This window comes from Arthrobacter sp. MDT2-16 (assembly GCF_054510925.1).
This window is the reverse complement of record NZ_JBTNDP010000012.1, coordinates 1-24,529: the sequence shown is the minus strand read 5'-3', so window position 1 is coordinate 24,529 and position 24,529 is coordinate 1. Positions and strand designations below refer to the sequence as shown.

Sequence of the window (24,529 nt, the reverse complement as noted above, 5' to 3'; positions counted from 1 at the left end):
AGGTGTTGCACCACGGGGCGCCCGCCCCTGGCCGCTCTCCCTGGCCGTCAGGCGCGTCCCATGGAGCTTTCCCTGACTGTTAGCCGTGGGGGTATCACTACGTTGCGATGCAGGTGGTGTTCCTCGTTTTGGAGCTCATCCAACAGAAGTTGCATGGCTGAACGCCCCATCTCGAAGCCGGGTAGATCGATTGTCGAGATGGGGACTGCACTTCCGTAGGCCGACTTGTTGTCATCACACGCGACGATGGCGATTTCTGCAGGGATTTGGACGCCTCCCTCCAAAAGGCGTTGCATCAGACCGAACGCAACAAGGTCGGCTGCCGCAACAATCCCGTCAGTGCCGCCCGTTTGCTGCCCGAGCAATTGTTCGCCTATCACCTGCCCGTCCTTAATGCGGACGTCTGACGAGTCCAGGTGCTTAAGGGTCGCGTAGCCGGCGGATTCGGCCACGGCTCGCTGCGCTCCTCGCCACCGGCCGCCAACCGCATGACTGGTGAGCGGTCCACCCGCGAAGGCAATCTGCCGTCTACCCAGCCCGATCAGGTGATTTGCCGCTAAATAACCTGCGGCCTCATAATCGGTTGTCACCGTGCAACTGGTCGCATCGCAACTTGGATCGATGTCCAGGAGTACAACATGCTGTCCGGCTCCCCTGGCATCAGGAACCCCCGCTAAATCGCTTCCCACAGCTGTCAGTAAGGTGCCAGCGACCTGCTCCTGAGCGAAATGCTCCAGGTACGCTTTTTGCTTCTCCACACGCACATCAGAATTGGCCAACAGTAGGTAGAACCCGGATCGTTCCGCTTCCACCTCCGCCCCACGCGCCATGTCCGCAAAGAACGAGTTTGCAAGGTCGACGAGGACAAAGCCTACGGAGTTGCTACTGCCGGCAGCCAGGGAACGCGCAGCGCTGTTGCGCACGTAACCCAACGCGCTGATCGCTGCCTGAACGCGCTTCACCATCCCGGGATCGACCCGATCAGGACGGTTAAGAACGTTCGAAACCGTCCCGGTGGAAACCCCCGCTCGGCGCGCCACATCACTGATCGTCACCGCCGTTCGCTGCCGCGAGCGACGTCCGGACCCCTGAGTAACTCCATGAAGCGGTTCATGAACCATAGAGGGGATACTAACCGTCGAGGGCGGACCCCACTACCTACAGCGGGCCAGAGGGGGATTTCGTGGCTTAGGTGCCAGTACAGCTCGACCAACACCTCCCCAGCGAAGGCATCAGCTGAGTGCACAGCCTTCCTTGAACGCATCGCCGACGACATCGACGTCTTCGACAGCGCGTTGACGAGGCACGCCACCCTCGAAACAGGCCTTCCTGCCGCCCGCATCGAAAGCAGGCGCGCCCCGCAGCGGACAGCGCGAAGGAAACCGCTAACGAACCCTATGTCAGGTGGTGGTTCGGGAAGGCGCTGGAGCCCCTTCCATCGGAAGGTGTCCGAGTCGCCCCAATAGTGCAGAGAGTGTCTGCACTATTGGGTTAGTCCGTATCGAGCTCCAGGGCGTTGACGATCGCTTCGGGTGACGGCAGCGCTTCCTGCTCGGCTTCGGGAAGGGCCTCATAGGTGTAGGAGGCGACCGCGACAGGTTGGGCTGCTGCATCCAGGGCGTATCTGACTGTGTGTTCGTTCTTCGCGCCGCATACGAGGATGCCAACGGAGGGCCGCTGTCGAGGCAGCCTGATCTTGTCGTTGACCACTGAAACGTAGAAGTTCAGCTGTCCGAGGTGCTCTGGCTTGAACTTCCCGGCCTTGAGCTCCACGACCACGTAGCGCTCCGTCGGGATGTGATAGAGCAGAAGGTCGATGTAGAAGTCATCACCCCCGACCTCGAGATGAACCTGGCGTCCAACGAATGCGAAGCCGGCACCGAATTCCATGAGGGTCTGTGTCATGCGCGATGACATGGCTTCCTCGATCGCAGCCTCATCCGACTCTGGGCTGAGGCCGAGGAAGTCCAGGACGAGAGGGTCTTTAGCTACTTCGCGAGCTAACCCTGGTCCCTCCTCTGGCAGTCGCGCTTCCAGGTTGTTTGGAGCTGACCCTTCCCGCTCATGGAGTTTGGAAGCGATCTGGTGTTCAAGGACGGCCAGCGACCACCCATGGCGGACACTGCGGGCCGCATACCACTCGCGCAGGCCCTGATCATTGAGCTGCTCCAGCAACGTGACGTTATGGCTCCAACTGATTTGTGCAGACAGTGTCTGCACAAATGCCTCACTCCCCTGCCACGCGTCAGCCAAAGCACGCATGTAGTACAGATTCCTCCGTGAGAACCCTTTCATATGCGGGAATTGACCGCGCAGATCCTCGGCCAGGCGACCGAGCACCTTACTCCCCCACGGCTCGGCCTGTTGTTGCTCCAGGATGGTTCGGCCGATGTTCCAGTACAGCTCCATCATGGAAGCATTCACCACACGCTGAGCTCTCGCCTGCGCCGCTCGTACGGCATTGGCTAACTCGATCAGCGTCTCTGCGTAGCTCGGCGGAAGATCAGGTTCAAGGACAGTCACGTCCCACACCCTAGTAGAGCGTCCTGCCTCAAACGATGAGCACGGTAACGACGACTACAGGGCCGACGCCATGTCAGCGATCAAGAGTGAGACTGGAACACCTCAGAGACTGTTGCACCAGACTGCGGCGACGCACAAACCCCGCTCATGCAGCGCGATTGTCCAACAGCTTGTTGGACATTTGTACCCCGCCGCATCCGCCTCGCCATAGCTTGCCCAATGGCCAGTCCACCGGCAGATTAAGAACCAAAAAACGAACAAGTCTGCTTTCGGTTGCACTGCCAGGTCACCGCAAGACTCCGACTGCGGAAGTAACGTACTTACAGAGTTCGGAAACTCCTATAGGACCCCGCGGCTTGGCGCTCCCAATTGTGAGGCATCGGCCGACTCGCCTTACTTAGGCGTGACGTCCTCGGCGGGGGCTGTGGTCTTGCTCGAGGATGTACTTCACGCGGCTCAGTAATGTGACAGCAGCCAGCTGGTGTTGCTCTCGGATGGACGCCACCGAGCGGGCGTGTACGGCTAAACCGTAAGTGCCTGTTCGAACTCGAGGCTGGTTCCGGTGGAATCAGGGGTAAGGCGGTAGGTCGTTCTTGCCGCGGGATCGTTGCTGCCGACATGCCTGATGACGGCGAGCTGCTCAGGGATTTCCTCGACAATCTCTATGAGGTGGACGTGTTCCTGACCCTCGCGGTGGGAGATGAATCCTTGCATCTCCCCCACCCCTTCCGGTGTGCCGGTCACCTGAAAAGCATTCACGACTGTCGGCTCGAGGAACATGGCGGCTTCGGCGGGCTTGATCACAGCTCAAACTTCCGCGGGCGTCACGGAGATGTGCGTCGATCCTGAAACTCGGATGACTTCATTTCTTGTGCGCTGAATCATGGATATGTCCTTTTGCTGAGACCGGAACCCCAAGATTTGGGGCTTCCCGACGCTGATTCTTCCCGATCACACATACGCGTTGCGCTACCGCCACCCGGCTTAATCTTCTAGCGCCCGCACGGCGAAGGGATGGGTTGGGTGAGGGCTGTGCCTTCCCTAGCGGCTACAGGGAGCGGCCGTTGTCCTTCTTCACCTGGTCAGCTCTACGACTTGCTGCTGCCGCGTCCCTCCTAGCTGATGCCGCTTCGCGCGCCTGGCGCTCCGCGGCAGTGGCCTTCCGACTTTCGATCAACTCGGCCTGCCGCTGGCTGAATCCTCCACCAGGATTGGTACGACGTGCAGCAGGGCTGTTCTTCTCATTCACAGATGCCTCCTTTCGACCCTGGTCCTTCGCATCAAACGTTGGTTCGCCTGCAGCCGCTGCTGCCTGTGCGCGGTGCCTGGCGAGCACACGGGCGACGGCAGCCGACATATCGTCGCCCTGCTGCGGTACCGGCTCGGTCTGAATAGCTTCCACAATCCGTGCCTCACGCTGCTGCGGCGCCGGTAGCGGATCGCTGGCGGCGGCGCGTTCTGCACGCATCTTGTCGATGACGCGCCGGGCAGCAGCTTGCTCGGTGGCCATCCGGTCGGCGATTGCTGCCTCGTCCGCTGCTTGCTGGCTCTGAGCGGCCGTTCGCGGTGCGATGGTGGTGAGTTCACTGTCTTTGTGCAGGGCAGTGGCGCGCTCGATGAGGCGCTGCGCGGTGGGGTCGTCCCGGTATTGCTTGGGGATCAGCGCGGTCTCGTGGGTGCCGATGTTGTATCGGTTCCGGTACGCCTCGGTCTCGGCCGCGATGCGGTGCCACTCGGCTGCTTTCGCGTCCTTTCCGGGCACGGGACCGAGGGCGTTCTTCCACGCAGGCTTTTCTTCCGCGAGCTGCGCGCCTCGGACCACGACCCTCTGCCCGAGGTGCGCCCGGAGCCGGTCAAGCTCGGTCCGGTACGACGAGGGCACCAACTCATCGCGCAGCAGGACGGACGGCGCAAGATCCTCACTGACCGACGTGGCAGCTGCTGGCCGCATGCTCTCCGTGCTGATCTGGGGCAGTGCGACGGATCGGAGCTCCTGCTCGTACCGGATGGCGTCGCCGATGGTGACCTGGTGTGCGGTGCGGGGGTCTTCCCCGCGGGCGGTGCGCTCGATCGCGGACTGGCCCGGTGAGAGATCCTGGCGGCGTTCCAGTTCGACGGTCATCGCCTTCACGATCCACTGGTCTTTCAACACAGTTCTCTGTGTCTCTGTGTTTCCTGTTGTGGTGGGGTCGACGGACTGGACTCGCTGCAGGGCATCAGTGCGCGCGTCGGTGAGTCTGTCGGTCGGCATGAGTGCGAAGGGGCGTGCCGCCCATTCCCTGTCCAGCCCGGTGTCCATTGGTGCTTCACCGGGCGACCGGCGGGGCAGCTCGGCTCCTGCTGCGTGCCTCGTGGCCTGATCGGCGAGCCGGGCCAGGTGCTCATCGGACACGGCCCCGAGGGGACGGTGATCGGCGTTGGTGAGGAGGCTGTGGGCGGTGTCGATGCGCTGCTCGAGCCGGTATGCGAGGACGGCTGCCGGGTCCTGGGCTCCGTCGAACCCGCGAAGGTGCCCGGTGTCGGCGTGCTGCCCGCGCCCGTTGCTGTCCCTGTTGCTGTCGGGGCTGATGCCGGCGGCCTGGGCGAGGAGTGCGGCGGGGTCGAGTCCTTGGGTTTCTGCTGTACGCAGGTGGGTGGCTACTGCTCCCCATGCTTCGTGGGAGGTGAACTGCACGGCGGTCCGCGGTCCCATGACCTTGGCTGCGATGGTCTTGGTCTTGGCTTCCCATGCGGCATTCTCGACCTCGTTGTAGACGCCGGCGAGGGTGGCGACATCACCGGTTCGGACGGCCTCTAGCCGTACTGCTTCGTGCGCGGACAGGGTGCGGTCGTAGTTCGCGGTGATCGTGGACAGGACGCTGTCGCGGGTGACGCTCTGGTCGTTGTCGTCGCCGAGGGCGACGTAGAGCCGGTTCGTCTCGCGTCCTCGGGTGGCGGCGACGTAGGCGCTGGCGCGGTCGGTCCGCTCGTCGAGGATCGCGTGCGCGGTGTCCACGGTGGCGCCCTGGGCGCGGTGCACGGTCGCGGCGTAGCCAAGCTGGCCGTGCTTGTGGAGGTAGTCGGCGTCGACGGTGATCCGTCCCCGGTGGCCTGCGTGCCGGAGGGTGATGCGCTGCCGCTCCTGCCCTGCAGCTGCGTCGGCGGCTGTGTTGGTGGCGGGGTCGGCGGTGACCTTTTCGACGGTCCAGACGTCATTGTTCTTGACGAAGTCCTTGCCCTGGTTGACCTGCAGGGTGCGGTCATTCTTACGCGTGACGACGGTGTCCCCGGCATAGGCGCGGAGCCCGTCGCGGAGGACCACGGACGGTGTTGCTTCGGTGATCGGACCGGTGCCGTCGGTGAGGTCGCCGGTGGCGATCCGGGCGGCCTGTGCGCGGGCGTTGAGGTCGGTGACGGTCGCGTTGTCGGTGGCGACCAGCAGCGAGGTCCTACCGGCTTGGGTGTCGGTCATCCACGCCGCGAGGGCGTCCTGCGTCATGGCCTCAAGGGTCCCGGCGGTGACGCGCTTGTTCTCGAGGTACCAGTGAAACGGAGTATCCGCGCCGGCGGCGGGTGGTTCGCGCAGCGCCAGGGATGCCTCTGACTCGCCTTCCATGCGGAAGCGGTGGACTTCCTCGAGGCGGATCGCTCCGACTTCGTTGTTGAGCAGGCGCAGCGCGCCGCCGGAGCCGATGGCGCCGAGCTGGCGGTCATCTCCGATCGCCCTGACGACGGCGCCGTTGCGGGCGGCGACGGCGACGACGTCGGCGAGTTTCGGGGTGGTGACCATGCCGGCCTCGTCGACGATGATCACATCGCCGGCCCCGAGAGCGAAGGCACCTGCGCTGGTGCTACTGCCGGATTGGTGGTTGCGGTGAGCGGCCAGGAACGCGTCGATGGTGGTTGCTTCGGCTCCGAGGTCCCCGCTCATGACGGCGGCCGCGGTGGCGGTGGGCGCGAGTCCGATGACCCGTCCACCGCTGTCCCGGACGGCGTCGGCGGCAAGGGAGAGGCTGGTGGTTTTACCTGTGCCTGCGGGTCCGATGCCGAGGGTGAGCAGCTTCTCGTCGGTGGCGAACGCACGCGCCAGGTCAATCTGTCCTGTCGACAGGGCCGGTCCCCCGCTCGTGGCCACGGCTTCTGTGTGCTGGGCGAGGATCTTCTCGAAGCGTTCCGTGGAGACAGCGGGAATGACGGTCTTCTGTCCAGCGGTGAGGACCTTGTGCTCGGCGTTCAGCACCTCGTGGGAGGTGAACAGGGCGCTGTCGGCCTGCTGAAACTGGCTTGAGCCGTCCGCGCGCTGGAACTCGCGCAGGCGCGGTGTGATGGCAACAGGCGTGACCTGGAGGCTGTGTGTGCCGGTCACGGCGCGGGTGACTTTCTCCACGGTTTCGTCGGTGATGGTCTGCCCGGGGAAGGCTTCTTTAAGGTGTCGGCGGGTCTGGGCGATGACGTGATTTCGGCCCCATGAGGCACGCTTCGCCGACAGCTCGTGCACGATCTGACGGGCATGCTCGTGCACGTCGAGGTCAGCGACACTCGGGACTGCCCGGGCGCCATCGGGGGTGCGGGGACCGGCACTGCGGACGTGCTCGAGGAGGGCAGATCCGACCGGCATCCCCATCCCGCCGTCCAGACCGGTGCTGTAGTCCTTTTGCCATTCCTCGACCAGCTCGGAGAGCCGGCGGGCGCTCTTCTTCTCCGGCCGGGTCTCCAGCGTGGCCTGCTGTGCGAGGGCGATCTTCTGCTTATCGCTGGGCGCGTACCCGTGCTTGTCGGTGAACTCGGCCTCCAACCGGTTGATCGCTCCGGAGATGTTGGTGCGCCTCGAGGATGCCCGGTGGATGCTGTCCAGGTCGATGCCGGCGACCTCGTAGACGGGCTCTCCGCCGCCAGTGGATCGGGCGACGGTGCTCACACCGAGGGACGCGCAGACCTTCTCGATGACCTTCGCGTTGTACGTCTCGGACGCCGCGACGCCCATCTTGTAGAGGGTGCGTCCATCAAGGGAGGACCACTTCCCGTCGCTGCCCTTGACCTTGTTGGCGATGACGACGTGGTCGTGGAGTTGGGGGTCTCCGGCGCGGGAGTCGTAGTGCCGGAACTGGGTAGCGACGAGTCCTTCCTTGACGTCGATCTGGCGGACCCCGTTTTTCCCGCGGCGGGTGTAGGTGGCGTTCTTCTCGAGGAAGCTGATCGTCTCGGTGATGGCTTCGTTGTGTGCTGTCTCGATGGCTTTGCGCGCTTCGTCGCCGCCGAGCGCCCACAGCAGGGATACGGATTTGGCGGGCGAGAACACCAGGTCGTACCCGGCGACGGTCTGCTTCGAGGGGGTGGTGTGCGCGGTGATGTACCGGGCGAGTTCTTCGTTGCTGCGGGCGTTGCGTCCGTGGGATTCACGGAACAGCTCCCCACCGACCCGGGACCGGATTTCGTGCATGACCTCTTTCGGTAGCGCCTTGTCTGCGTTGTCCGGGCCGCTCCACGCGGGTCCGCTGGTGCGCCGGAACCGGGCCACTTCTTCGTCGATGCGGCGTGTCATCGTCGTATCCGCTGCATCGTATTGGTGGTACTTCTGGCCCAGCTTCACGTCGCTCGCCGTGCCACCGGTGGCGAGGATGCTCGCCGCCTCGGGGTGCCGGCCTTCGCCGAAGAGGGCTTTCATCTGCGCTTCGGTGACCTCGCCGGTCACGCCCAGCAGTTGCTCGGAGTGTCCGACCCACTGACCCGGAGGCATGCCCTCGACGGTGTAGTAGTCCCCCAGCTCCCGGTCGCCTGCGCGCAGTTCGTCGCCGCTGGCGACCTCGGAGGTGTAGTAGGCGTAGCCGTCCCCAGCGCTGAGCTTATGGACGGTCATCACCCTCTCATCCTCACCCACTCCCCCACCCCATCTAAGGCGGCACGCCGCGCGGTTTTGGCCTCATTTATCAAGATGCAAGAGGTGTGACAGATTCTGCTGGTTGGAAGGGTGCTAAATCGCTTGGTGACGACGGAGGAGGAAACCCAGATGAGGCGCCATGGAACCCAGCACAATCTGTCCATCGATTCTCGATGCGGTTGTGCACATGAGAATGGGCGGTGGGTAACACGGTTTTCGTTATCCACGGTTCGTTCGATTGTGTGGAACCGCAAACGGACGTTATCCACCAGGTGGGCAGCATAGAGACGTTGGTTATCTCGGAGCTGTCCACGTGTAGTCAACGCTCGTTACATCCAGCCCGAGCGTCAGCGAGGCCCGCATGAAAGGTCTATGGCGCCGGCATGAGCGGAGAGCTGAGTGTTGCGCCTGTGACGGGTGGGCTCTGACCGTTAGGTTTGCAAGGGAAAGTGTGTCGGATCGCAAGTCGCGGCCGGGGCAGCGTCAGATACAGGTTTTGAACGCGGGATGAGTGAAGGGGACGAGTCATCATGGCAGCACCGAGGAAGTCAGCGCAGCAGGTAGCGGCACGGGAAAAGGCGAGGGCGAAAGCCCAGGAGCTGACCGAACGGCACGAGCGGTTGATTGACCTGGCGGCGGAGTTCTTTGAGCAGGAGCAGCAGGCAGAGCAGATCCGCGCCGAGGCGCGGGAACGCGCCGACGTAATCTTGGCGAAAGCCGAGCAGGACGCCGAGGCGGCAGCGAAGGAAGCCGGCGCGAAGGTGCAGCAGATGCTCGACACCGGGGAGAGCCGCGCAGCGGTCGCTGCCCGACTCGGGCTCAGTACCGCCGAGATGAAGCGGGCTTTGGACGGTGCCAGTGGTGCCGCCGTATCCGCGGATGCGGCGAAGGACGCGGGGACGGCGTCGACTCTGGCGGAGACAGCGGACAAAGTGGCAGAGCAGGTTGCCGCCGAAACGAAGGCCGCATAGCGCGAAGCTTTAGCGGGCGGCACAAAGTGAGGGGACCGATTGGTGTGGGTCCCCTTTGAGCGCAAAAAGCAGTTGCTCAGCGCTGGCTTGGGTTGGCTGCTATCGGGTCAGGTTGTCATCGCGGAAGGAGTAGACGACTTCCACAGCACAGGTAGCCGCGGGGCAGACCCTCTCCTGCACCACCGGGTTCAATGGCTTGGCGCAGACGGCGCCGTTGCCATTGCCCTCGGCATCGACCTGCGCGGGGAGTCGGTAGCGCAAGGCGGACAGTTCTGCGACGTCTAGAAGCTGATTGCTGGCGGGGCAACCGGTCGTCGAGGCAGGCTCTGCGAGAGCCACCGTTGACGGAATGAAGGCAAATGCCGCAGTTGCCGCGGCGATGAGGGCGAAGCGTTTCATCGGAGTTCCTTTCGGCAGGACCGCACCGTTGCGGCCACCTCCAGTGTGTTCCTCCTCCGATCGACCGGCAATGAAATCGCGCCCCCTCTGCCGCACATCAGCCCAGCGCCTCCCCGCTCGTGTCGGTGTGCGGCGCGGCCGGTGCGTGCATACCTGGTGTGCGGCACCGAAGCCACGGTGAGCTTGAGTGCAAGGACGGCGGTTCGTCGCCGGCGACCACAGCTCGAGGTTCCCGCAGCGGCGGCGAACCGCCCCGCCCACCAGCGGAGAGCCGACCCGCTCCCCTATTCCATGCAGCCCGGGCCGGAGCCAGTGGTGCAGGGCTGTCGCTCCTGCACCACCGGTCCCCGGTGCTACTCGGCCGCGTACTCCTCCGCGATCATCTCCTCCTCGTCTGCGTGGACTTCCTCGAACGTCTCACCCGGCTCTGCCTGCGCGGCCCCCTCCACGTCCTTCGTGTCTTCGTCGGGTTCGGTGGTCTTGTTAGCGCTGTCGAGAATGATCTGCTCGACCTCACTCGGCGTGTACCCCCACGTGACCAACTGCGTGAGATAGGTCAGGTGGCTTGCGATCGGTGAGCGCCACGAATCCTTGGCGATGGTCTTCTCAAATCCTGCACAGACCAACGCGATCATGGGCACCTCGGGTCGGGTAGTGGTCTTCGCGACGTGGTCGCGGAGCGGGTTCCACCCCCACGATTCCTTGCCCTCAATCTTCGCTCCGGCCATCTCAGCGGCCACGGCTCCCTCGTAACCGCTGGCAACCTAAGAGTGGTGGGTCAGCGCGTGGACGGTGAAGTACTGCCAGCCCTTCGGTGCCTGCTTCTTCGCCAGCAGGGACCGAACGAAGTCGCGCCGGACAACAGTCGCCGATTCCATGGCCTTGTTGTTGGCGATCAGGGTCTTCCGCTCGGCCTTCTGCTCATCGTTCATCGGTCCCTTCGGGGCCGCTGTGCTCGTGGCGTGTCGGAGGGTGAAACCCAGTTCCTTCCATCCGGTAACGACCGGGATGGTGGTGTACTCGCCGTGGTAGTTGTTGGCGATGCAGACCGCGTTCGCGTCCTCGTCCGTGGCTCGTTTTCCGTCGGTTCGGAGTAGACCGGTGACGACCACGTTCTCGTCCGTCGGGTAGTAACCGTAGCTCACATCTTTCACGACGGCGGTCCCGGCGGCTTCCAGTTCGGCCACCAGTGCGGCGCGGGCTTCCTCGCGTGCGCGCTTGTCGCGCATCTGCTGGGCGACGTGCGCGAGCATGTCGGGCTCGTCCGCGATGACCGATTCCAGTTCCTCGGTGGCGTCCTCGTCGCCTTCGAACTCGGCCAGTACGAAGGCTTCCTCGATGCTCAGGCCCTTGGATAGTGCGGCTTCCCCTGCGGTGCTCTTCTTGGTCTTCAACGCTCCCTCGACTTGGGTCTTTGCGCGTCCGGTCTTCTTCGCGATCTGCGCCGCGCTCACTCCCAGCAGGGACAGCTGGTGGAAGGCGTCGGCTTCGTCCGCATCGGTCAGCGCGGAACGCTGAACGTTCTCCACGACCTGCGTGGTGATCCACTCAACTTCCTCCGGGCTGGCGACGACCATGACCGGGATCAGGGGTGTCTCGGCTTCGACCGCGCTGCAGGTGCGGCGCTGGCCCATCAGGACGTGCACGGTGCCGTCGTTCTTGCGGTGTGCGATCACGGGTTCGATCACGCCGTGCTCCTCGATGCTCGCAATGAACTCGGCGTCAGGGCGGCGTCCTTGCGCACGTTCACGTCCACGGTGAGCGTGCGAGGGTCGATCATTTCAAGGGTCGGCTGAGTGGTCAGCTGAGCGTTCATGAGTGTTGCTCCTTGGTTGCAGTGGTGGTGTCGGGGCCCCTTGGTGACCAGCAGTGGATCCTTTCCCCGTTGTTTTTTGCCTGCTGGCGAGCTTGCTCGCTCGTCCCCGACGGAGCACTGTCAACCCGTAGGGCGGGGCCTGCTAAGAAACCTCGAAGGAAATAAGCGACGCAGGAGCGCCGTAGAGGTTTATGGCCGGCCACGTCGCGTAGCGATTGATGGTGTGGAGCGGGGGCGCATAATCCGACGGACAGCAGCAAAAAACGTCAGGGTCGGGTGCGACGAAGAAGCGCCCGCGCCTTATCAGGCCGGAGCGAAGCGAGAGGACCATTGCCCTGGTTGGAGCGCTAGCGGAAACCAGGAAAGCACTACAGGTCAGACGCCCGCGACCGCCGGCCACGGATGGCTTTTCCCTGGGCGCGCAGCTGCCGACAAAGTGCTCGCCGTAGGGTGAGTTTAATGCGTGATTTCGCGAACCTCCTCGTACAGCTCGCCCTGATCGTCGGCGTCCTGTTGATCGCCCGGCTGGTCTTTGATCTGAGCCTAGGAGGGGTGCTGGCTGGCTGTGGCGCGGGACTGGGCATTGCAGTCACTCAATACGTCGGAGCCCGGAGGGCTAAGCGGGCGAGCGTTCACGGTGACGGCCGCCGGCTACCGGAGGGTTAAAAGGTGGAAGCGGGAGCTGCACCACCAGCTCCCGCTTCCGTACTGCTTTTCTTGCGTTTCCCTGCAACCAGGAAATCTATAGGGCCCGGTTCTTCTCTTCCTCGAGAGTCCGTCGGCCTGGCCGGAGGGCCCCCGGTGCGACCGGTTCCCACTTCCTGCCTTAGTTGTGCTTGCGCTGCAGGCGCTTCACCTCGCGCATCACAGCTGCTTCGATCAAGTCTGTCACAGACCGGTACCCCTCTGCCTGTCCTGCGGCGAGGAACGCTGCCCGCACCTGACCTGCATCGTCCTGTGAGAAGTACGGCGTGAAAGACGCTGGTTTGCGTTTGCTCATGGTCGCCTCCCTCCTTGTGTCGATCGTCGCGACGGCTACTCGTTGCTAAAAGCTCCTGCGGGTGGTGGCGGCTTGGGGTCGCCGGCTAGTCCGCCCACCTCACCCTTCTTGTAGATCCTGAGGACGTCCTGCCAACCCTCGGGCAGCCGCTTCCGGTGCAGCGGGCAGAGGGTGATTCCCTCGTCTGCGATATAGACCCAACCCTGCGGCGTCCCATCCCCTGTGAACGTCAGCGGAGACGTCCGCCCGCACTCGGCGCACTCGGCCAACTGGTCACTTGCTGGTCGATTCGTGGGCATCCGTCCAGTGTGCCTCAGTGAGTGATGCGGGGCGGGTGGTCAGCTCTAGCCGGCCACCCGCCACTCGCTTAGAACGGGGGTTCGCTCTCGGGGCCGTCCCCCCATCCGCCGGCGCCAGCGGCTCCAGCTGCTGCAGGGGCTCCCCACGGATCATCCGCGGGCTGCTGCTGCCACGAGGTGCCCGGCTGCGCTCCTCCCTGAAAGCCTCCCCCACCCTGGGCGTTGCCTCCACCGGCGCCGCCGGAATTGCTGCGCTGAGTGCGGGCGACCTTCGCGGAGGCGTAGCGCAGGCTCGGCCCGACCTCGTCGACCTCGAGCTCCATGACGGTGCGCTTCTCGCCTTCCTTAGTGTCGTAGCTGCGGGACTTCAGCCGGCCCTGAGCGATGACGCGGGTCCCCTTGGTCAGGGTCTCGGCGACATTCTCGGCCGACTCGCGCCAGACATTGCAGCGCAGGAACAGGGTTTCCCCGTCCTTCCAGTCATTACTCTGCCGGTCGAAGGTGCGCGGGGTGCTCGCGATGGTGAAGTTCGCGACCGCTGACCCGCTCGGGGTGAAGCGGAGCTCGGGATCCGCGGTGAGGTTCCCAATGACGGTGATGACGGTTTCTCCGGCCATGATGCTCAACAGCCTTTCGTGTGGGTGCTGGTGTAGTCGTTGATGAGTATTTGAGTAACTGAGTATTTGAGTAGACGAGGCGGCCATCGCGACTCGGCTACTTGCCGTCGAGGGCGATGACCTGCGCAATCTTGGTGGGGTTCAGGCCGGACCAGTGATCCTCGCTGCCATTTCGCTCATAGACCACAATCGGTGCCTGGCTGTAGCCGAGCTCGTTCGTGACATAGTCCAGTGCCTGGTCGTTGGTGGTGATGTCCACGGTGACGAACTGGACGCCGGCGGCGTCGAACAGTTCCTTTGTCTTCTTGCATCCGAAACAGCCCGACGGCTTCTCGTAGACGGTAATAGTCATGGCGCTCAGTCCTTAGTTACGTATCAGCTTAGTGAAAGTCGACTGCTGTGCTGCTGGTACCAATTCTAGCGTTTATCCATGTGAAAAAAACAGAACTCATATGGTGCAAATTAGGCTATTCAACGGCCCTTTTTTAGTCGGCTGGGCCGACGATTTTCAGCTGGGTCCAGCTCTCGCGCGGCTCTCCGGCGGCTTCGTGAAAGTGGCGGTCGTCGCGCAGCTCGGGGCGGGCTTCAATGTAGCGGAGGACGTCTTCGGCGCATATGTCGTCCTTGTCGCTGATGGGCTGGATCCAGTCGTTCTCTTTGGGGTTCTCCTGCAGCCAGGTGAGCATTGCGTCTTCGTCGATGGCGATTCGGACGCAGTCGGCCTGGGTGGTGGTCCGGTTTATGGAGAGCAGCATTTCGGGCATCAGTGCGTGCCTGCTTTCGAGGTAGTGGGATGAGGTGAAGGGCCGGGCCGCACCCCGCCCGCTGGGGCGGGGTGCGGTTGCTGGCCGCTTACTCGACGGTGTCGCGTCCCTGCGTCCATCCGAAGAAGGGCTTGCGGTAGCGGCTGGGAAGCTCGGCCGCCGTCACGGGCAGGTCCTTCGGGCCGTCTGACTGGCCGGACTTCCAGAACCAGAACACCGATTCGGTGATCGCTTCGTGGCAGGCGGTCTGGGAGCGGAACCAGTGTGTTTCGGTGTCGCCCTCGACGTACTGGCCGTACCCGAACAGCTCCCCTGCGTCGTCCTTGCTCTTGGCGACGGCAAGGATGATGTAGGGCCACGATCCGGCGTCCCAACCTTCGGAACCCCAGTTAGGCAGCACAGCCCATGCCGTACCGGTGAGGGTTTCCATCCAGTCGTACCCGTCCCCGCTCCGGTCATCTACCGGCAGGGCAGGCACCGACACAGTCTCGGCGGTGTCCTTGGTCGTCTTGTTCTCGTTCACGGTGTTGCTCCTTAGGTGCAGTGGTGGTGTCGGGGCCCCTTGGTGACCAGCAGTGGCCTCTCTCCCCCGTTGTTTTTGCCTGCTGGCGAGCTCGCTCGCTCGTCCCCGACGGAGCAGTGCTCAACGCCGTAGGTGCGAGGGTGCGCCACTCCTGGGAGGAGATAAGCGACGCAGGAGCGCCGGACAGGATCGGCGTACCCGATGCCGGCGGAGCCGGTTGACGCTGTGGAGCGGGGGCGCACAATCCGAAGGACAGCAGCAAAAACGTCGTAGACAGAACAGGATCGGGTGCGACGAAGGAGCGCCTGGGCCTTCTCAGGCCGGAGCGAAGCGAAGGACCGCTCAGGGGTTGGTGACGCTGGGTAGGCTCAGGAGGTGACTGGGATGAGGGGACAGCAGATGTTTAGGACTCCCGTGCTGAGGGACCGCGCCAAGTACTTCATCTACCTGGGTATCTTCGTGCCCACCGTCGCGGTCAGGATGACCGAGGAGATTATGGGTGGCGGCGGCGCGCACGAGTACCTGATGGTGGTCTTCGGAGGCCTGCTGCTCTCGTGCCTGCTCGGCGTCATTCCCGGCCTCATCATGGAATGGCTGACCGGGTCCAAGACCACCGCGATCGTCGCCTGGGCAACCGGCCTATCGGCTGCCGCCTGTGTGAGTGTCAGCTACGGTGTGCTGAGCCTTATCTGGGACAACGCCATCCACTACCCTGGATGGGTTCAGATCCTCTGTCTGGGAGCTGTCACCCTGTGCGTGTCCGCCGGCGTGGGCTACACCCTGCGCGGCACCACCGTCCAAATCAAATCCTCGCCGATCAAGAGCCGCGCGGCTGGGTAATCCGGTTGAAAGAGGATTGGAGCTTCGGGGTCGATACCCGTGCTCGCCCAGCCGACGACGACGACGCCGCCGCCGCCGCCGCCGATGAAAGGATGGGCACATGAGCCGCCAGCCGCCGAGTCTTTCCCCGGAACCTTTTCTTCCGGGAGGCCTGCCACTGCACGGACGATTCGCCCGATTCCAGGGCGTGCTCTTCGCCTGCAGGATCGGCGCATTCCAGGGGAACGGTCGACTGGACGATGACGTGACCCTGATCGCTCGGGACACCGAGAACCCCGGGCTGGAATGGTCCAACGCACCCCACCCGTTCAACCCGGCCTCTTCAGAATGGACCCGGGTCGTCAAACAGTGCGATACCGACGAAACTTTCTCCTGCATTGCAACCGCACTATGGCGCGGCCTCGAACTGGGAGGCCTCGACTACACCCCCTCCACCCGACTTATTGGGGGCTACCTCAGCCATGGCCCCGCCGGGAGCACATCTGCCCTTGAATCCTTGCGCGACCTGACGCGTCTCGACGCCACGACGTGGCACGGCCGAATACCTTTCGACGAGATGGAGCGCCTGGAGATCCGCAGGACCCCAATTCCTCCCATTCCTTCACGGCCCGAGCCCGCGGCGCCATGGTGGATGCCCTCAAGACGGCGCCGGAACGCCGGCGCGGCAGAGGTTTAGCCGAGCCAGTCCGGGGGGCCGGCGAGGCCGATTCGGTAGCGCGCGGCGTCCTCGGAGGGGCTGTGCGGCCCGAGGGCCAGCTGGAAGGTCCGCAACTGTAACCGGGTGCGCTGCAAGCGGAGGCGGGCCACGGTCGAGCGGTCGCCGCGGCCGGGTACCCCGGCGAGGGGGGCAATGGACGGGGAGAGCACCAGTGCCCCGGCGCTGGCGAGGCCCTTGTAGAAGATGCGTTCGGCCCGGTTCAGCCCGCCGGGGGCGGAGAGGAAGGCGAGGAGCTCGGCGGGGACGGGTTCGAGGTCCGGCTCCAGCGCGCGCAGGGCCTCGGCAAGCTCCTGACGGCTGACTGGGAGGTCCTCGGCCCCGAGGGCCCGGGCGCTGCGAGACCAGTCGGCGACGTAGGTGTCGGCCCAGGTGCGGCCGAACCGCGGGGCCAGGTCGTGGCCGACGGCTTCTTGGGCTCCGAGGAAGGCGTCGGTGAAGGCAAGGTGCACCCAGCGCAGCAGGGAGGGATCGGAGGCGGAGTAGGCGCGGCCGTCGTCGGTGGTGCCGCGGACCCGCCTGTGCATGCCGCGGACCCGCGCCGACTCCCGTTCGGCGAGTTCCGCGGAGCCGAAGGTGCTCACAGTGAGCCAGCGCGCGGTCCCAGCCAGGCGGGCCCAGGGGTCGCTGCGGTAAGAGGAATGCCGGGCCACTCCGGCCATTGCCAGCGGATGCGTGCCCTGTCCCAGGAGGGCCGCGACCCCGCCGACGAGGGTGGAGAGGTCGCCGTGGACCCGCCAGACGACACCGTCGGGATCAAACCAGCCCGGTCCCTCCCCGACCAGGGCGATGTCGCGCACCCAGTCCGGCGCCCCGGTGGGGTCACCGGACACCCGGGCACGGAAAGCACGGCGGACGCGGTGGGCCAGATCGGCGGGGCGCGGTATCGAGCTAGCAAGCATCATGCTCCAACGACGGTAGGTCGGGTACGACGGACACCCCGGACAGGACTCCACTACGAAGCGTAGAACACGGCCCTGACACGTGAATTGACGCACGTGACCAAGTGGACGATTTCACCCTCCCATCCTCAGAAAAGCGTTGGCGCTTCGGGGTCGATGCCGGTGAGGAGGGGCCGGATGATCGGCTCATTCCAACCGTGCTCGAGGAGGGCTGTGCGCAGCTCGACGGACCGTGCACGAAACTGGGCACGGCCGACGCCACGCCACCGGAAGGTCGAGGCGTTGGCATGCCGGCCCTTCTGGGACCGGTCGAGCATGTTCAACGCCTGAGTACCGGGCAGCAGGTGCGTGTCCGTCCCGGTACTGACGTGAACGCACAACGGCACGTCGCAGACGTGCATGAGCGAGATGCCGGGGTGCAGAGTCTCTCCGGTGAGGTGTTCGTAGGCGTAGCGTTGCGGCCGCAGGGCGCGTTGCTCACCGTTCCGGGTGACCCAGAACCGTCCGTAGCCGTCGTCGGCGACGGCGCCGGTCCAGATCCAGCAGTCATGCGGCCGCGGGCCCTTGATGACTTTCTCCCAGAACCGGTCAGCCTCTCCCCTGCGCTGCCTCACCGCCTGCTACCCCTGCCGGGACGTCATCGGACCCGTGCCTGCCGGTGGACGATTGGTCGGCGGCCTTCCATTCTCACCACGCCGATGATGACCAGTGCAGCCGCGGCAATGACCGGCCACTCGGCCCACCACGGGGAACCGGAGATGGCGACCGGGACGAGCAGCAGGAAGAACCAGAGTGTGATCGCCAAGGCGCCGGCGACTTGGTTGCGGACCCGCGGCGGGATGGGCAGCAGCAGCAGCGGCAGCCGGAGGATGGCGCGGACGAACCGGTAGCTAGACCGGATGCTCGAGTTGAGCAACCAGCGGATCAGTTTGATCATCATGTTCTCCTGATCATCGAGAGACCTCTGGTGCGGGCCTAGCCCCGAGTGCTTCGACCTCGGCTGCTGAATTCGCAGGAGATTTCGATTTCGGCTTTCGCCCCTTTGCAGGAGTCGCCTGGTCACGCTTGAGTGTCCGATAGATCGTCGTCCTGCTGACTCCGAGGACCTGACCGATCTGTTCGACGGTCATGTCCTGCTGCTCGTACATCCGCCTCGCGGCCGTGGCCTGTTGAAGACTGAGTCGCGGTGGGCGCCCACCGGTGCGGCCTCGAGCTCGGGCTGCTGCGAGACCGGCCTTAGTGCGCTCCTTAATGAGGTCACGTTCGAACTCGGCGAGAGCGGCGAAGACGTGGAAGACCAGGCGTCCACCCGGTGAGGTTGTGTCGATCGTTTCCTGAAGTGACTTGAACCCAATGCCCTTGTCCTGGAGGGCTGTGAGCTGGTCGATGAGGTGACGAATGGAGCGGCCGAGCCGGTCGAGCCGCCACACCACGAGCGTGTCCCCCGGCCTGAGCTGACCCAACAGCTTCGTGAGCTCCGGCCTCTGATCAAGGGAACCCGAAATAGTGTCGACGAACACCCGATAACAGCCGGCAGCAGTCAGCGCGTCGACCTGCAACGCGGCGTCCTGGTCGGTCGTCGACACTCGCGCATAGCCCAGAAGGTGACCCATGCACTTCAATGTAGCGAAACTCATCCCAAAGGTGAAGAAGTGAAACATAGATTCTGGCACTGTGTATTGCTACACATAATGAGCTTCTACACGATGGTTCGCGGCACCCCAACTGCGTGTAGCAAATACGTTGGTGGTCTCAACCGGTCAACGCACCGCTGCTAGTGTGCTCGCCAGCCTAGGCGAATCTTCCTCGCGTCGATGGAAAAGTGCTTGTCCGTCTAAGCACTACTCGAGGCTACTGTTCGCGATGTACCCACAGAGGCTCTAGTACGTCCCGCCACCCACGCTCCATTTCACCACCGGTGGCATCGCAGGCTGCTCTTGCGGGGTCAGCAGTGATCCGCCGACTGATAACTAAACTTGTCTTTATGGCAGGTTAGCTTTACTTTGGAGTATGAAGAATTTCACTCGCCCAGAAACAGCAGGCCTCCTCGGGAGCCTGGCTGCTTACGTGCTGCTAACCGTGTGGGCTGTCATCCTCTACAACACTTCGGAGCTGGCGCCGACGTGGTCGACCGGAGTGCTCGGCGGGGGTGCAGTGGCTGCTCTCCTCGTCTTCTTCGGTGTCACAGTGCGAGCAACACGGCGACAGGACCAGGAAGGAGTGGAACGTGAGAACGCCGCTCGTGCTTCGATGGTGACTGTGCTTGTCGTCGTGGCCGGCGGCTTGAGCTACTCCTTGCTGGAAGCATTTGCGGGAGCTCCACGCCTGACAGCCGCCGTGATCGCGGCCGCAGCAGGCCTCATGTGGATCCTGGCCTGGACATGGTTGAGCCGGGAGCCATAGTGATTTCCAACCGTTTGCATGTCCTCAGGGCCGAGCGACGCTGGAGCCAGGCAGAGCTAGCCCGTCGAGTGCACGTTTCCCGGCAGACGATTGTCGCGCTGGAGAACGGGCGCTTCCAGCCAACCCTTCAACTAGCCTTCCGGATCGTCCATGTATTCGACACGAACATCGAAGACGTCTTCACCCCGGACGCAGAAGATCTCACTCTCGTCGACACCCAGACATGACCCCTCAGCTTGGTCGGTGAACATGTTGGGCTCGAAGCGCGAAGACGCACGATAGGGCTTTTCTTATGGCGCTGCAGGGCTGATTCTCGCGGAGGGGCTGAAGGCGTCGGCGGCCGTTCCCCAGTCGAGGACCCTTCGTGGTCTGGTGTTGATCTTGGCTGCAATCTCGTCGAGGTCTTGCTGACTGAACTGACGCAAGTCCCCATTCTTCGGTAGGTACTGCCGTAGGAGCCTATTTGTGTTCTCGTTCGTGCCGCGCTGCCAAGGACTGCGTTTGTCGCAAAAGTAGACCGGCAGACCCAGCTCGGCGGTGAGCTCCTGATGCTCAGCCAACTCGCGCCCTCGATCCCACGTCAGAGACAGCCGTTGCTCCGCTGGCAGTCCGCGGAAGCTTGCTGTCAGCGCGTTCCGGACAACATTGGCTTTGATGCCGTCCGGCAGGTGCACCAGGCGCACGTATCGTGTCTTGCGATCAACCAAGGTCGCGACAGCCGACGGACGCCTACCCATGACAAGGTCACCTTCCCAATGGCCGGTATGAGTTCGCTCGTCAATGTGAGTAGGCCGGTCATGAATGGAGACCATGTTCTTCAGTCGTCCGCGTTTGCTGACCCTCGCGGCCCGTGGCACCCGCATTGTCCGCCCGGACCGCAGGTGACGTGACGGCCGGCCAAGGCACTTTGCTAGAGCTTTGCGCTCAGCGATGTAGATGGAGCGATAGATTGCCTCGTGTGATAGCCGCATAGACGGATCCTCCGGATACGTGCGGCGCAACCACTGGGAAATCTGCTCCGGCGACCAGTCCTGTCCCAGCTTGAACGCGACCACGATGAGCAACATCAGGTTCACGTCCAAGCGCTGCGGCTTCGGTCGCCTCGCCACAGAAACTGCTCTTTGGTCCGCTTTCACGGCTCGGTAACTCTCCCGCCCACCGTTACGGCGAATCTCCCTCGAGACCGTCGACGGTGCACGACCAAGTCGCTCAGATATGACAGTCGCTGAATGACCTGCGACGATGCCGCGGGAGATCTCTTCCCGGTCCGCCGTCGACAGGTGCCGCTCGCTTCGCTTCAATGCGGGCAACCGGATACCACCGGACTGCAGCAAAAATCTTCGCACCTTCTGGTTCGTCGTCCCCAAATCCCTTGCAATTGTCCGCAGCGAATCGCGTTGCCGCCACTGCTCCCAGAGCTGGTCCTGCTGCTCAACCGTGAACCCATAGTCACGCACCGTCTCCATCACCTGCCCATCCTCGATCACGGGCGTTGCGTTGACCGGTTGAGACCACCTTTGTTTATGCCACCCTTGGCCTGCGCGAAACGGGATCCGACGCCTACACCGATCTACGCACGAATTCGGAAGGATTTACAGAGAACTACCTCGCCGATCCGGAACTCCGTTCCGGCGGTCGCCTCCGCGAGACACCAGCCACCTCCTAGAACCCAGACGTCGTCGCGCAGCAGTTTTAGTTCACAAAACCTAGCGTTGAACAGCGGCTTCCGCCAAGGCATGGGCAGTAGAAATACCGGCGAACGCATCGCCCACTCGGACTCGTGACACAAGTGCGTCACCCTTCTAGGTGGCGCTCCTGCGCATAGGGCTGAATGATTGCCGGAACTTCGAATGACGATAGTCAGCAAATATCTGGCCCGTTAATTAGCGGGTAGCAGTTCCTGGTCCGTGTTGAGGATGCAGTCGTTGAGGACTGATCGTCGCTGCCTGTGCTGCTTTGTTTGTGAGGTGACGGCCCAGTCTCGGGCGGTTCAGGTACCGGGCTTGTACATACCCAGGACGGTGTTAAGGAGCGCATCACCGGTGTGCGCGGCAGGAAACACAACCGCGAAAGCCTTGACTCCGCGAAGGCTAGAAACGCTACCACTCACCAGACATTGGACTCGCTTAGCCGCTCCCAAGGTCATCCGCCTACAAGCGGGTGGAACCCAAAGGATGAAGCTCAAAGCCTTTCACTTATGGGTGAGTTGTGACTTCGGTCAGGTCGCGATGGGCGTTCCATTAAAACCCCTTAGTGGGACGCCACAATCTCAGCTGATCTCTATTTTTTCTCATTGAGCCTACCGATACGGCGCTGTTCTCCATGCGATCACCCTCCGCCTTTTGTACTAGGGGCCTACCCTAGAGTGCTCCTCCGTGGGTCCGTCACGTACGGCAAACCGCTCCATGTAGCCGTGCTGGGATGATTCCACGTGCCCGGCCATGAGCCGCTCCGCCTCGGCCTCGTTCCCTGCGTCGATCGCCGCGAGAATCAGCCGGTGCTCGCTCCAGGACTGCTTCCCGCGGTTGTCGACGTCGACTGCGTAGAGCCACTCGATTTTCCCCGAGATCTGGCGTAGCAGGGCGGTCAGCGACGCGCTGCCGCTGAGCTCGGCGACCCCGAGGTGGAAGCGGATGTTCAGTTCGGGCAGGTCCGCGAGGGCGTCAGCCGCCACGGCGCGGTCGCCGTCGTCGAGGATGTTTGCCAGCGCCCGCCTCGCGGAGAACCATTCGGTGCTCGGCGCATCGGCCGCGAACTGCGCTGCCATCCGGCGTGCCGCGCGGCGTGCGATCGTCGCTTCGATGACGCGCCGGACGGCGAAGAGGTCCTCGGCGTCGTCGAGTGGGATCTTCGCCACGGTGGAACCGGCGTAGGGTTTCGATTCGACGAAGCCCTCCGCCTCCAGGGCGCGCAGCGCCTCCCGGACGGGGATGCGCGAGACGCCGTACTTGGCGGCCAGCGCGGCCTCCGTCACCCGGGTACCGGGGCGCAGTGCGCCGAAGATGATGTCGCGGCGGATGGCGTCGAGGACGCGCTGCGGCGCTGCGGCGTCCTGCTCAGGCCGCAAACGCTGCGCCCGGGATGGCTCCAAGAAGCTCCTTCGTGTAGTCCGCCCGCGGCCGGTTGAACACGTCGTCCACCGGGCCGCTCTCGACGACGTCGCCTGACTTCATGACCACCACGTCGGTGGCGATCTGCCGCACCACGGAGAGGTCGTGCGTGATGAAGAGGTAGGTGAGTCCGAGCCTATCCTGCAGATCGGCGAGGAGCGCCAGGATCTGGTCCTGCACGAGGACGTCCAGTGCAGAGACCGCCTCGTCGCAGATGAGCAGTTCGGGCTCCAGGGCGAGTGCCCGGGCGATGGCGACGCGCTGCCGTTGACCGCCGGAGAGCTCGTTGGGCCGGCGCTGGGCGACGGCGCGCGGCAGGGCCACCTGGTCGAGGAGTTCGGCGACCCGTTCCCGGCGGCTCACGCGATCGCCGACACCGAAGATGCGCAGCGGCTCGTCGATCAGGCGCTCGATGCTGTAGGTGGGGTCAAGGGAACCATAGGGGTCCTGGAAGACGGGCTGCACCTTGCGGCGGAGCGCCCGGCGCTGTGCACCGCGGGTGGTCGTGAGTGATTCGCCGTCGATCAGGGCCTCCCCCGACGATGCCGTCGCCAGACCGAGGATGATGCGCGCTACCGTCGTCTTCCCGGAGCCGGACTCGCCGACCACCGCCGTCGTGGTTCCGCGCGCCACCTCGAAGGACACGTTGTTGACCGCGCGCACGGTACTGCCGCGCTGGCCGCGGAGGGCGAACTCCTTGACGAGCTTGTCGACCACCAGGATCGACGGCGCCTTCCCCGCCAGCGACGGGACGTCGACCAGCGGTTCGGCGTCGAGCACCGCTGCCACCGAGGGTGCCGCCGCGACGAGCTGCTTCGTGTACTCCTCCTGCGGATCCAGGAGGATCTGGCGTGGAGTCCCCACCTCGACGATCCGGCCCTCGGACATCACGATGATGCGATCCGTGCGGTCCGCGGCGAGCCCCAGGTCGTGCGTGATGAACAGCAGGGACGTTTCACGGGCGTCGACGAGCGACTGCAGGTGATTGAGGATCTGGCGCTGCACGGTGACATCGAGCGCTGAGGTCGGCTCGTCCGCGATCAGCAGTTCCGGCTCTCCCGCCAGGGCGATGGCGATGAGTACGCGCTGGCGCATGCCGCCCGAGAACTCGTGGGGGTACTGCCCGTAGCGGCGCTCGGCGTCCGGGATGCCTGCCTCGGTGAGCAGGGCGACCGCCCGCTTCCTCACCTCCGCGCGGTCCGGTCTCTCCACGTCGCGCCGGCTCGCCACGATCGCGTCGGCGACCTGGGGACCGATCTTCATGGCGGGGTTCAGGTTTGACATCGGATCCTGCGGCACAAGACCCACGCGCTGGCCGCGGATGCTCCGCAGGACCGGTTCGGTCGCGGTGGCGAGGTCCACGACGTCGCCCCGGGTGCGGCCTGCACCGAGCACGATCGACCCGGAGGTGATCTGCCCGCTCCCGGGCAGCAGCCGGAGGATCGCACCGATGGCCGTCGATTTCCCGGAGCCGGACTGCCCCACGATCGCCACGCGTTCACCGCGCCGCATCGAGAAGCCGACCCGGTGCAGGACGGGCGTCCCGCCGAAGGCGACCTCCAGTCCGGTGACTTCGAGAATGTTCTCAGCGTCCTGCAGCATAGCCCTGTGCTCCTCGGGGGTTGGCGGCGGCGGAGAGCACGCCGGTCTCGTGGTCCTTGCTGACGGAGGAGAGCCGGCCGAGCGACCAGTCCCCCGCGCGCGTGACGACATGGCCCCGGCGTTCGAGCTCCGCGATGACGTCCTCGCCGAGCCGGTCCTCCACCACGGCGCCCCCGGGCTCCCAGGTG

The 24,529-nt window shown here is 64.3% G+C and carries 25 protein-coding genes and 1 pseudogene; 5 read left to right on the top strand and 21 right to left on the bottom strand.

Annotated features, from left to right (window positions below; translation table 11 throughout):
• Positions 1 to 47: 47 nt before the first annotated feature.
• From ACX80N_RS16525 to mobF, 4 genes are all read right to left on the bottom strand, one after another.
• Complete coding sequence (locus tag ACX80N_RS16525) at positions 48 to 1,055, bottom strand: LacI family DNA-binding transcriptional regulator (RefSeq protein ID WP_459340240.1); 1,008 nt, start codon at positions 1,053 to 1,055, stop codon at positions 48 to 50.
• Between the two features lie 436 nt (positions 1,056 to 1,491).
• The gene (locus tag ACX80N_RS16520; RefSeq protein ID WP_459340239.1) at positions 1,492 to 2,523 is read right to left on the bottom strand and encodes a PDDEXK nuclease domain-containing protein; all 1,032 of its coding nucleotides are present in this window, start codon (positions 2,521 to 2,523) and stop codon (positions 1,492 to 1,494) included.
• 522 nt (positions 2,524 to 3,045) lie between these two features.
• Positions 3,046 to 3,327, bottom strand: coding sequence for an SRPBCC family protein (locus tag ACX80N_RS16515; RefSeq protein WP_459340238.1), 282 nt, complete (start codon positions 3,325 to 3,327; stop codon positions 3,046 to 3,048).
• Between the two features lie 244 nt (positions 3,328 to 3,571).
• Positions 3,572 to 8,359 carry a MobF family relaxase gene (gene mobF, locus ACX80N_RS16510; RefSeq protein WP_459340237.1) on the bottom strand — a complete coding sequence of 1,596 codons (4,788 nt, stop codon included), beginning with the start codon at positions 8,357 to 8,359 and terminating at the stop codon, positions 3,572 to 3,574.
• A 551-nt stretch (positions 8,360 to 8,910) separates the two neighbouring features.
• Between mobF and ACX80N_RS16505 the strand changes: the two genes are divergently transcribed.
• On the top strand, positions 8,911 to 9,351 hold the full coding sequence (locus tag ACX80N_RS16505) for a hypothetical protein (RefSeq protein WP_459340236.1): 441 nt from the start codon (positions 8,911 to 8,913) through the stop codon (positions 9,349 to 9,351).
• 99 nt (positions 9,352 to 9,450) lie between these two features.
• On the opposite strand, the gene ACX80N_RS16500 is transcribed toward ACX80N_RS16505, so the two are convergent.
• The 9 genes from ACX80N_RS16500 to ACX80N_RS16460 all read right to left on the bottom strand — a co-directional run bounded on the left by ACX80N_RS16500 (position 9,451) and on the right by ACX80N_RS16460 (position 14,769).
• The gene (locus ACX80N_RS16500; RefSeq protein ID WP_459340235.1) at positions 9,451 to 9,750 is read right to left on the bottom strand and encodes a hypothetical protein; all 300 of its coding nucleotides are present in this window, start codon (positions 9,748 to 9,750) and stop codon (positions 9,451 to 9,453) included.
• 353 nt (positions 9,751 to 10,103) lie between these two features.
• Entirely contained in the window at positions 10,104 to 10,490 is a 387-nt protein-coding gene (locus tag ACX80N_RS16495; RefSeq protein ID WP_459340234.1) for a hypothetical protein, read from the bottom strand.
• Between the two features lie 24 nt (positions 10,491 to 10,514).
• Positions 10,515 to 11,438, bottom strand: coding sequence for a ParB/RepB/Spo0J family partition protein (locus ACX80N_RS16490; protein WP_459340233.1), 924 nt, complete (start codon positions 11,436 to 11,438; stop codon positions 10,515 to 10,517).
• Entirely contained in the window at positions 11,435 to 11,566 is a 132-nt protein-coding gene (locus tag ACX80N_RS16485; protein ID WP_459340232.1) for a hypothetical protein, read from the bottom strand. Before ACX80N_RS16485 ends, ACX80N_RS16490 begins: the two co-directional genes overlap by 4 nt.
• 826 nt (positions 11,567 to 12,392) lie before the next feature.
• Positions 12,393 to 12,566 (bottom strand): ParB family protein, encoded by a 174-nt coding sequence (locus tag ACX80N_RS16480; protein WP_459340231.1) that lies wholly within the window; start codon positions 12,564 to 12,566, stop codon positions 12,393 to 12,395.
• 367 nt (positions 12,567 to 12,933) lie between these two features.
• Positions 12,934 to 13,482 carry a single-stranded DNA-binding protein gene (locus ACX80N_RS16475; RefSeq protein WP_459340230.1) on the bottom strand — a complete coding sequence of 183 codons (549 nt, stop codon included), beginning with the start codon at positions 13,480 to 13,482 and terminating at the stop codon, positions 12,934 to 12,936.
• Between the two features lie 97 nt (positions 13,483 to 13,579).
• Positions 13,580 to 13,834: a glutaredoxin family protein gene (locus ACX80N_RS16470; RefSeq protein ID WP_459340229.1), complete on the bottom strand. Its 255-nt coding sequence runs from the start codon at positions 13,832 to 13,834 to the stop codon at positions 13,580 to 13,582.
• Between the two features lie 133 nt (positions 13,835 to 13,967).
• Positions 13,968 to 14,246: a hypothetical protein gene (locus ACX80N_RS16465; protein WP_459340228.1), complete on the bottom strand. Its 279-nt coding sequence runs from the start codon at positions 14,244 to 14,246 to the stop codon at positions 13,968 to 13,970.
• Between the two features lie 88 nt (positions 14,247 to 14,334).
• Entirely contained in the window at positions 14,335 to 14,769 is a 435-nt protein-coding gene (locus ACX80N_RS16460; RefSeq protein ID WP_459340227.1) for a hypothetical protein, read from the bottom strand.
• 384 nt (positions 14,770 to 15,153) lie between these two features.
• On the opposite strand from ACX80N_RS16460, the gene ACX80N_RS16455 reads away from it, so the two are divergent.
• Entirely contained in the window at positions 15,154 to 15,609 is a 456-nt protein-coding gene (locus ACX80N_RS16455) for a hypothetical protein (protein WP_459340226.1), read from the top strand.
• Positions 15,610 to 15,709: 100 nt separating this feature from the next.
• The gene (locus tag ACX80N_RS16450) at positions 15,710 to 16,285 is read left to right on the top strand and encodes a hypothetical protein (protein WP_459340225.1); all 576 of its coding nucleotides are present in this window, start codon (positions 15,710 to 15,712) and stop codon (positions 16,283 to 16,285) included.
• Here ACX80N_RS16450 and ACX80N_RS16445 read toward each other — a convergent pair.
• The 4 genes from ACX80N_RS16445 to ACX80N_RS16430 form a co-directional block, all read right to left on the bottom strand.
• Positions 16,282 to 17,229, bottom strand: a complete 948-nt coding sequence (locus ACX80N_RS16445; protein ID WP_459340224.1) for an oxygenase MpaB family protein — start codon at positions 17,227 to 17,229, stop codon at positions 16,282 to 16,284. The two genes, ACX80N_RS16450 and ACX80N_RS16445, sit on opposite strands and share 4 nt — an antisense overlap.
• A 125-nt stretch (positions 17,230 to 17,354) precedes the next feature.
• Complete coding sequence (locus ACX80N_RS16440; RefSeq protein ID WP_459340223.1) at positions 17,355 to 17,840, bottom strand: hypothetical protein; 486 nt, start codon at positions 17,838 to 17,840, stop codon at positions 17,355 to 17,357.
• Positions 17,841 to 17,863: 23 nt separating this feature from the next.
• Entirely contained in the window at positions 17,864 to 18,163 is a 300-nt protein-coding gene (locus ACX80N_RS16435; RefSeq protein WP_459340222.1) for a hypothetical protein, read from the bottom strand.
• A 13-nt stretch (positions 18,164 to 18,176) separates the two neighbouring features.
• Positions 18,177 to 18,839, bottom strand: a complete 663-nt coding sequence (locus ACX80N_RS16430) for a recombinase family protein (RefSeq protein WP_459340221.1) — start codon at positions 18,837 to 18,839, stop codon at positions 18,177 to 18,179.
• Between the two features lie 397 nt (positions 18,840 to 19,236).
• Between ACX80N_RS16430 and ACX80N_RS16425 the strand changes: the two genes are divergently transcribed.
• The gene (locus ACX80N_RS16425) at positions 19,237 to 19,629 is read left to right on the top strand and encodes a hypothetical protein (protein ID WP_459340220.1); all 393 of its coding nucleotides are present in this window, start codon (positions 19,237 to 19,239) and stop codon (positions 19,627 to 19,629) included.
• Entirely contained in the window at positions 19,629 to 19,856 is a 228-nt protein-coding gene (locus tag ACX80N_RS16420) for a helix-turn-helix transcriptional regulator (RefSeq protein WP_459340219.1), read from the top strand. The genes ACX80N_RS16425 and ACX80N_RS16420 overlap by 1 nt, the downstream gene beginning before the upstream one ends.
• A gap of 63 nt (positions 19,857 to 19,919) precedes the next feature.
• Here ACX80N_RS16420 and ACX80N_RS16415 read toward each other — a convergent pair whose 3' ends face one another.
• The 4 genes and pseudogenes from ACX80N_RS16415 to ACX80N_RS16400 form a co-directional block, all read right to left on the bottom strand.
• Positions 19,920 to 21,095, bottom strand: a complete 1,176-nt coding sequence (locus ACX80N_RS16415; protein WP_459340278.1) for an IS30 family transposase — start codon at positions 21,093 to 21,095, stop codon at positions 19,920 to 19,922.
• A gap of 881 nt (positions 21,096 to 21,976) precedes the next feature.
• Complete coding sequence (locus ACX80N_RS16410; RefSeq protein WP_459340218.1) at positions 21,977 to 22,720, bottom strand: GntR family transcriptional regulator; 744 nt, start codon at positions 22,718 to 22,720, stop codon at positions 21,977 to 21,979.
• A complete protein-coding gene (locus tag ACX80N_RS16405; protein WP_459340217.1) occupies positions 22,686 to 24,341 on the bottom strand; it encodes a dipeptide ABC transporter ATP-binding protein in 1,656 nt (551 codons plus the stop codon). The genes ACX80N_RS16410 and ACX80N_RS16405 overlap by 35 nt, the downstream gene beginning before the upstream one ends.
• Positions 24,325 to 24,529 (bottom strand): annotated as a pseudogene (locus tag ACX80N_RS16400) (transferase); the annotation flags it as partial. The pseudogene ACX80N_RS16400 and the gene ACX80N_RS16405, both read right to left, overlap by 17 nt.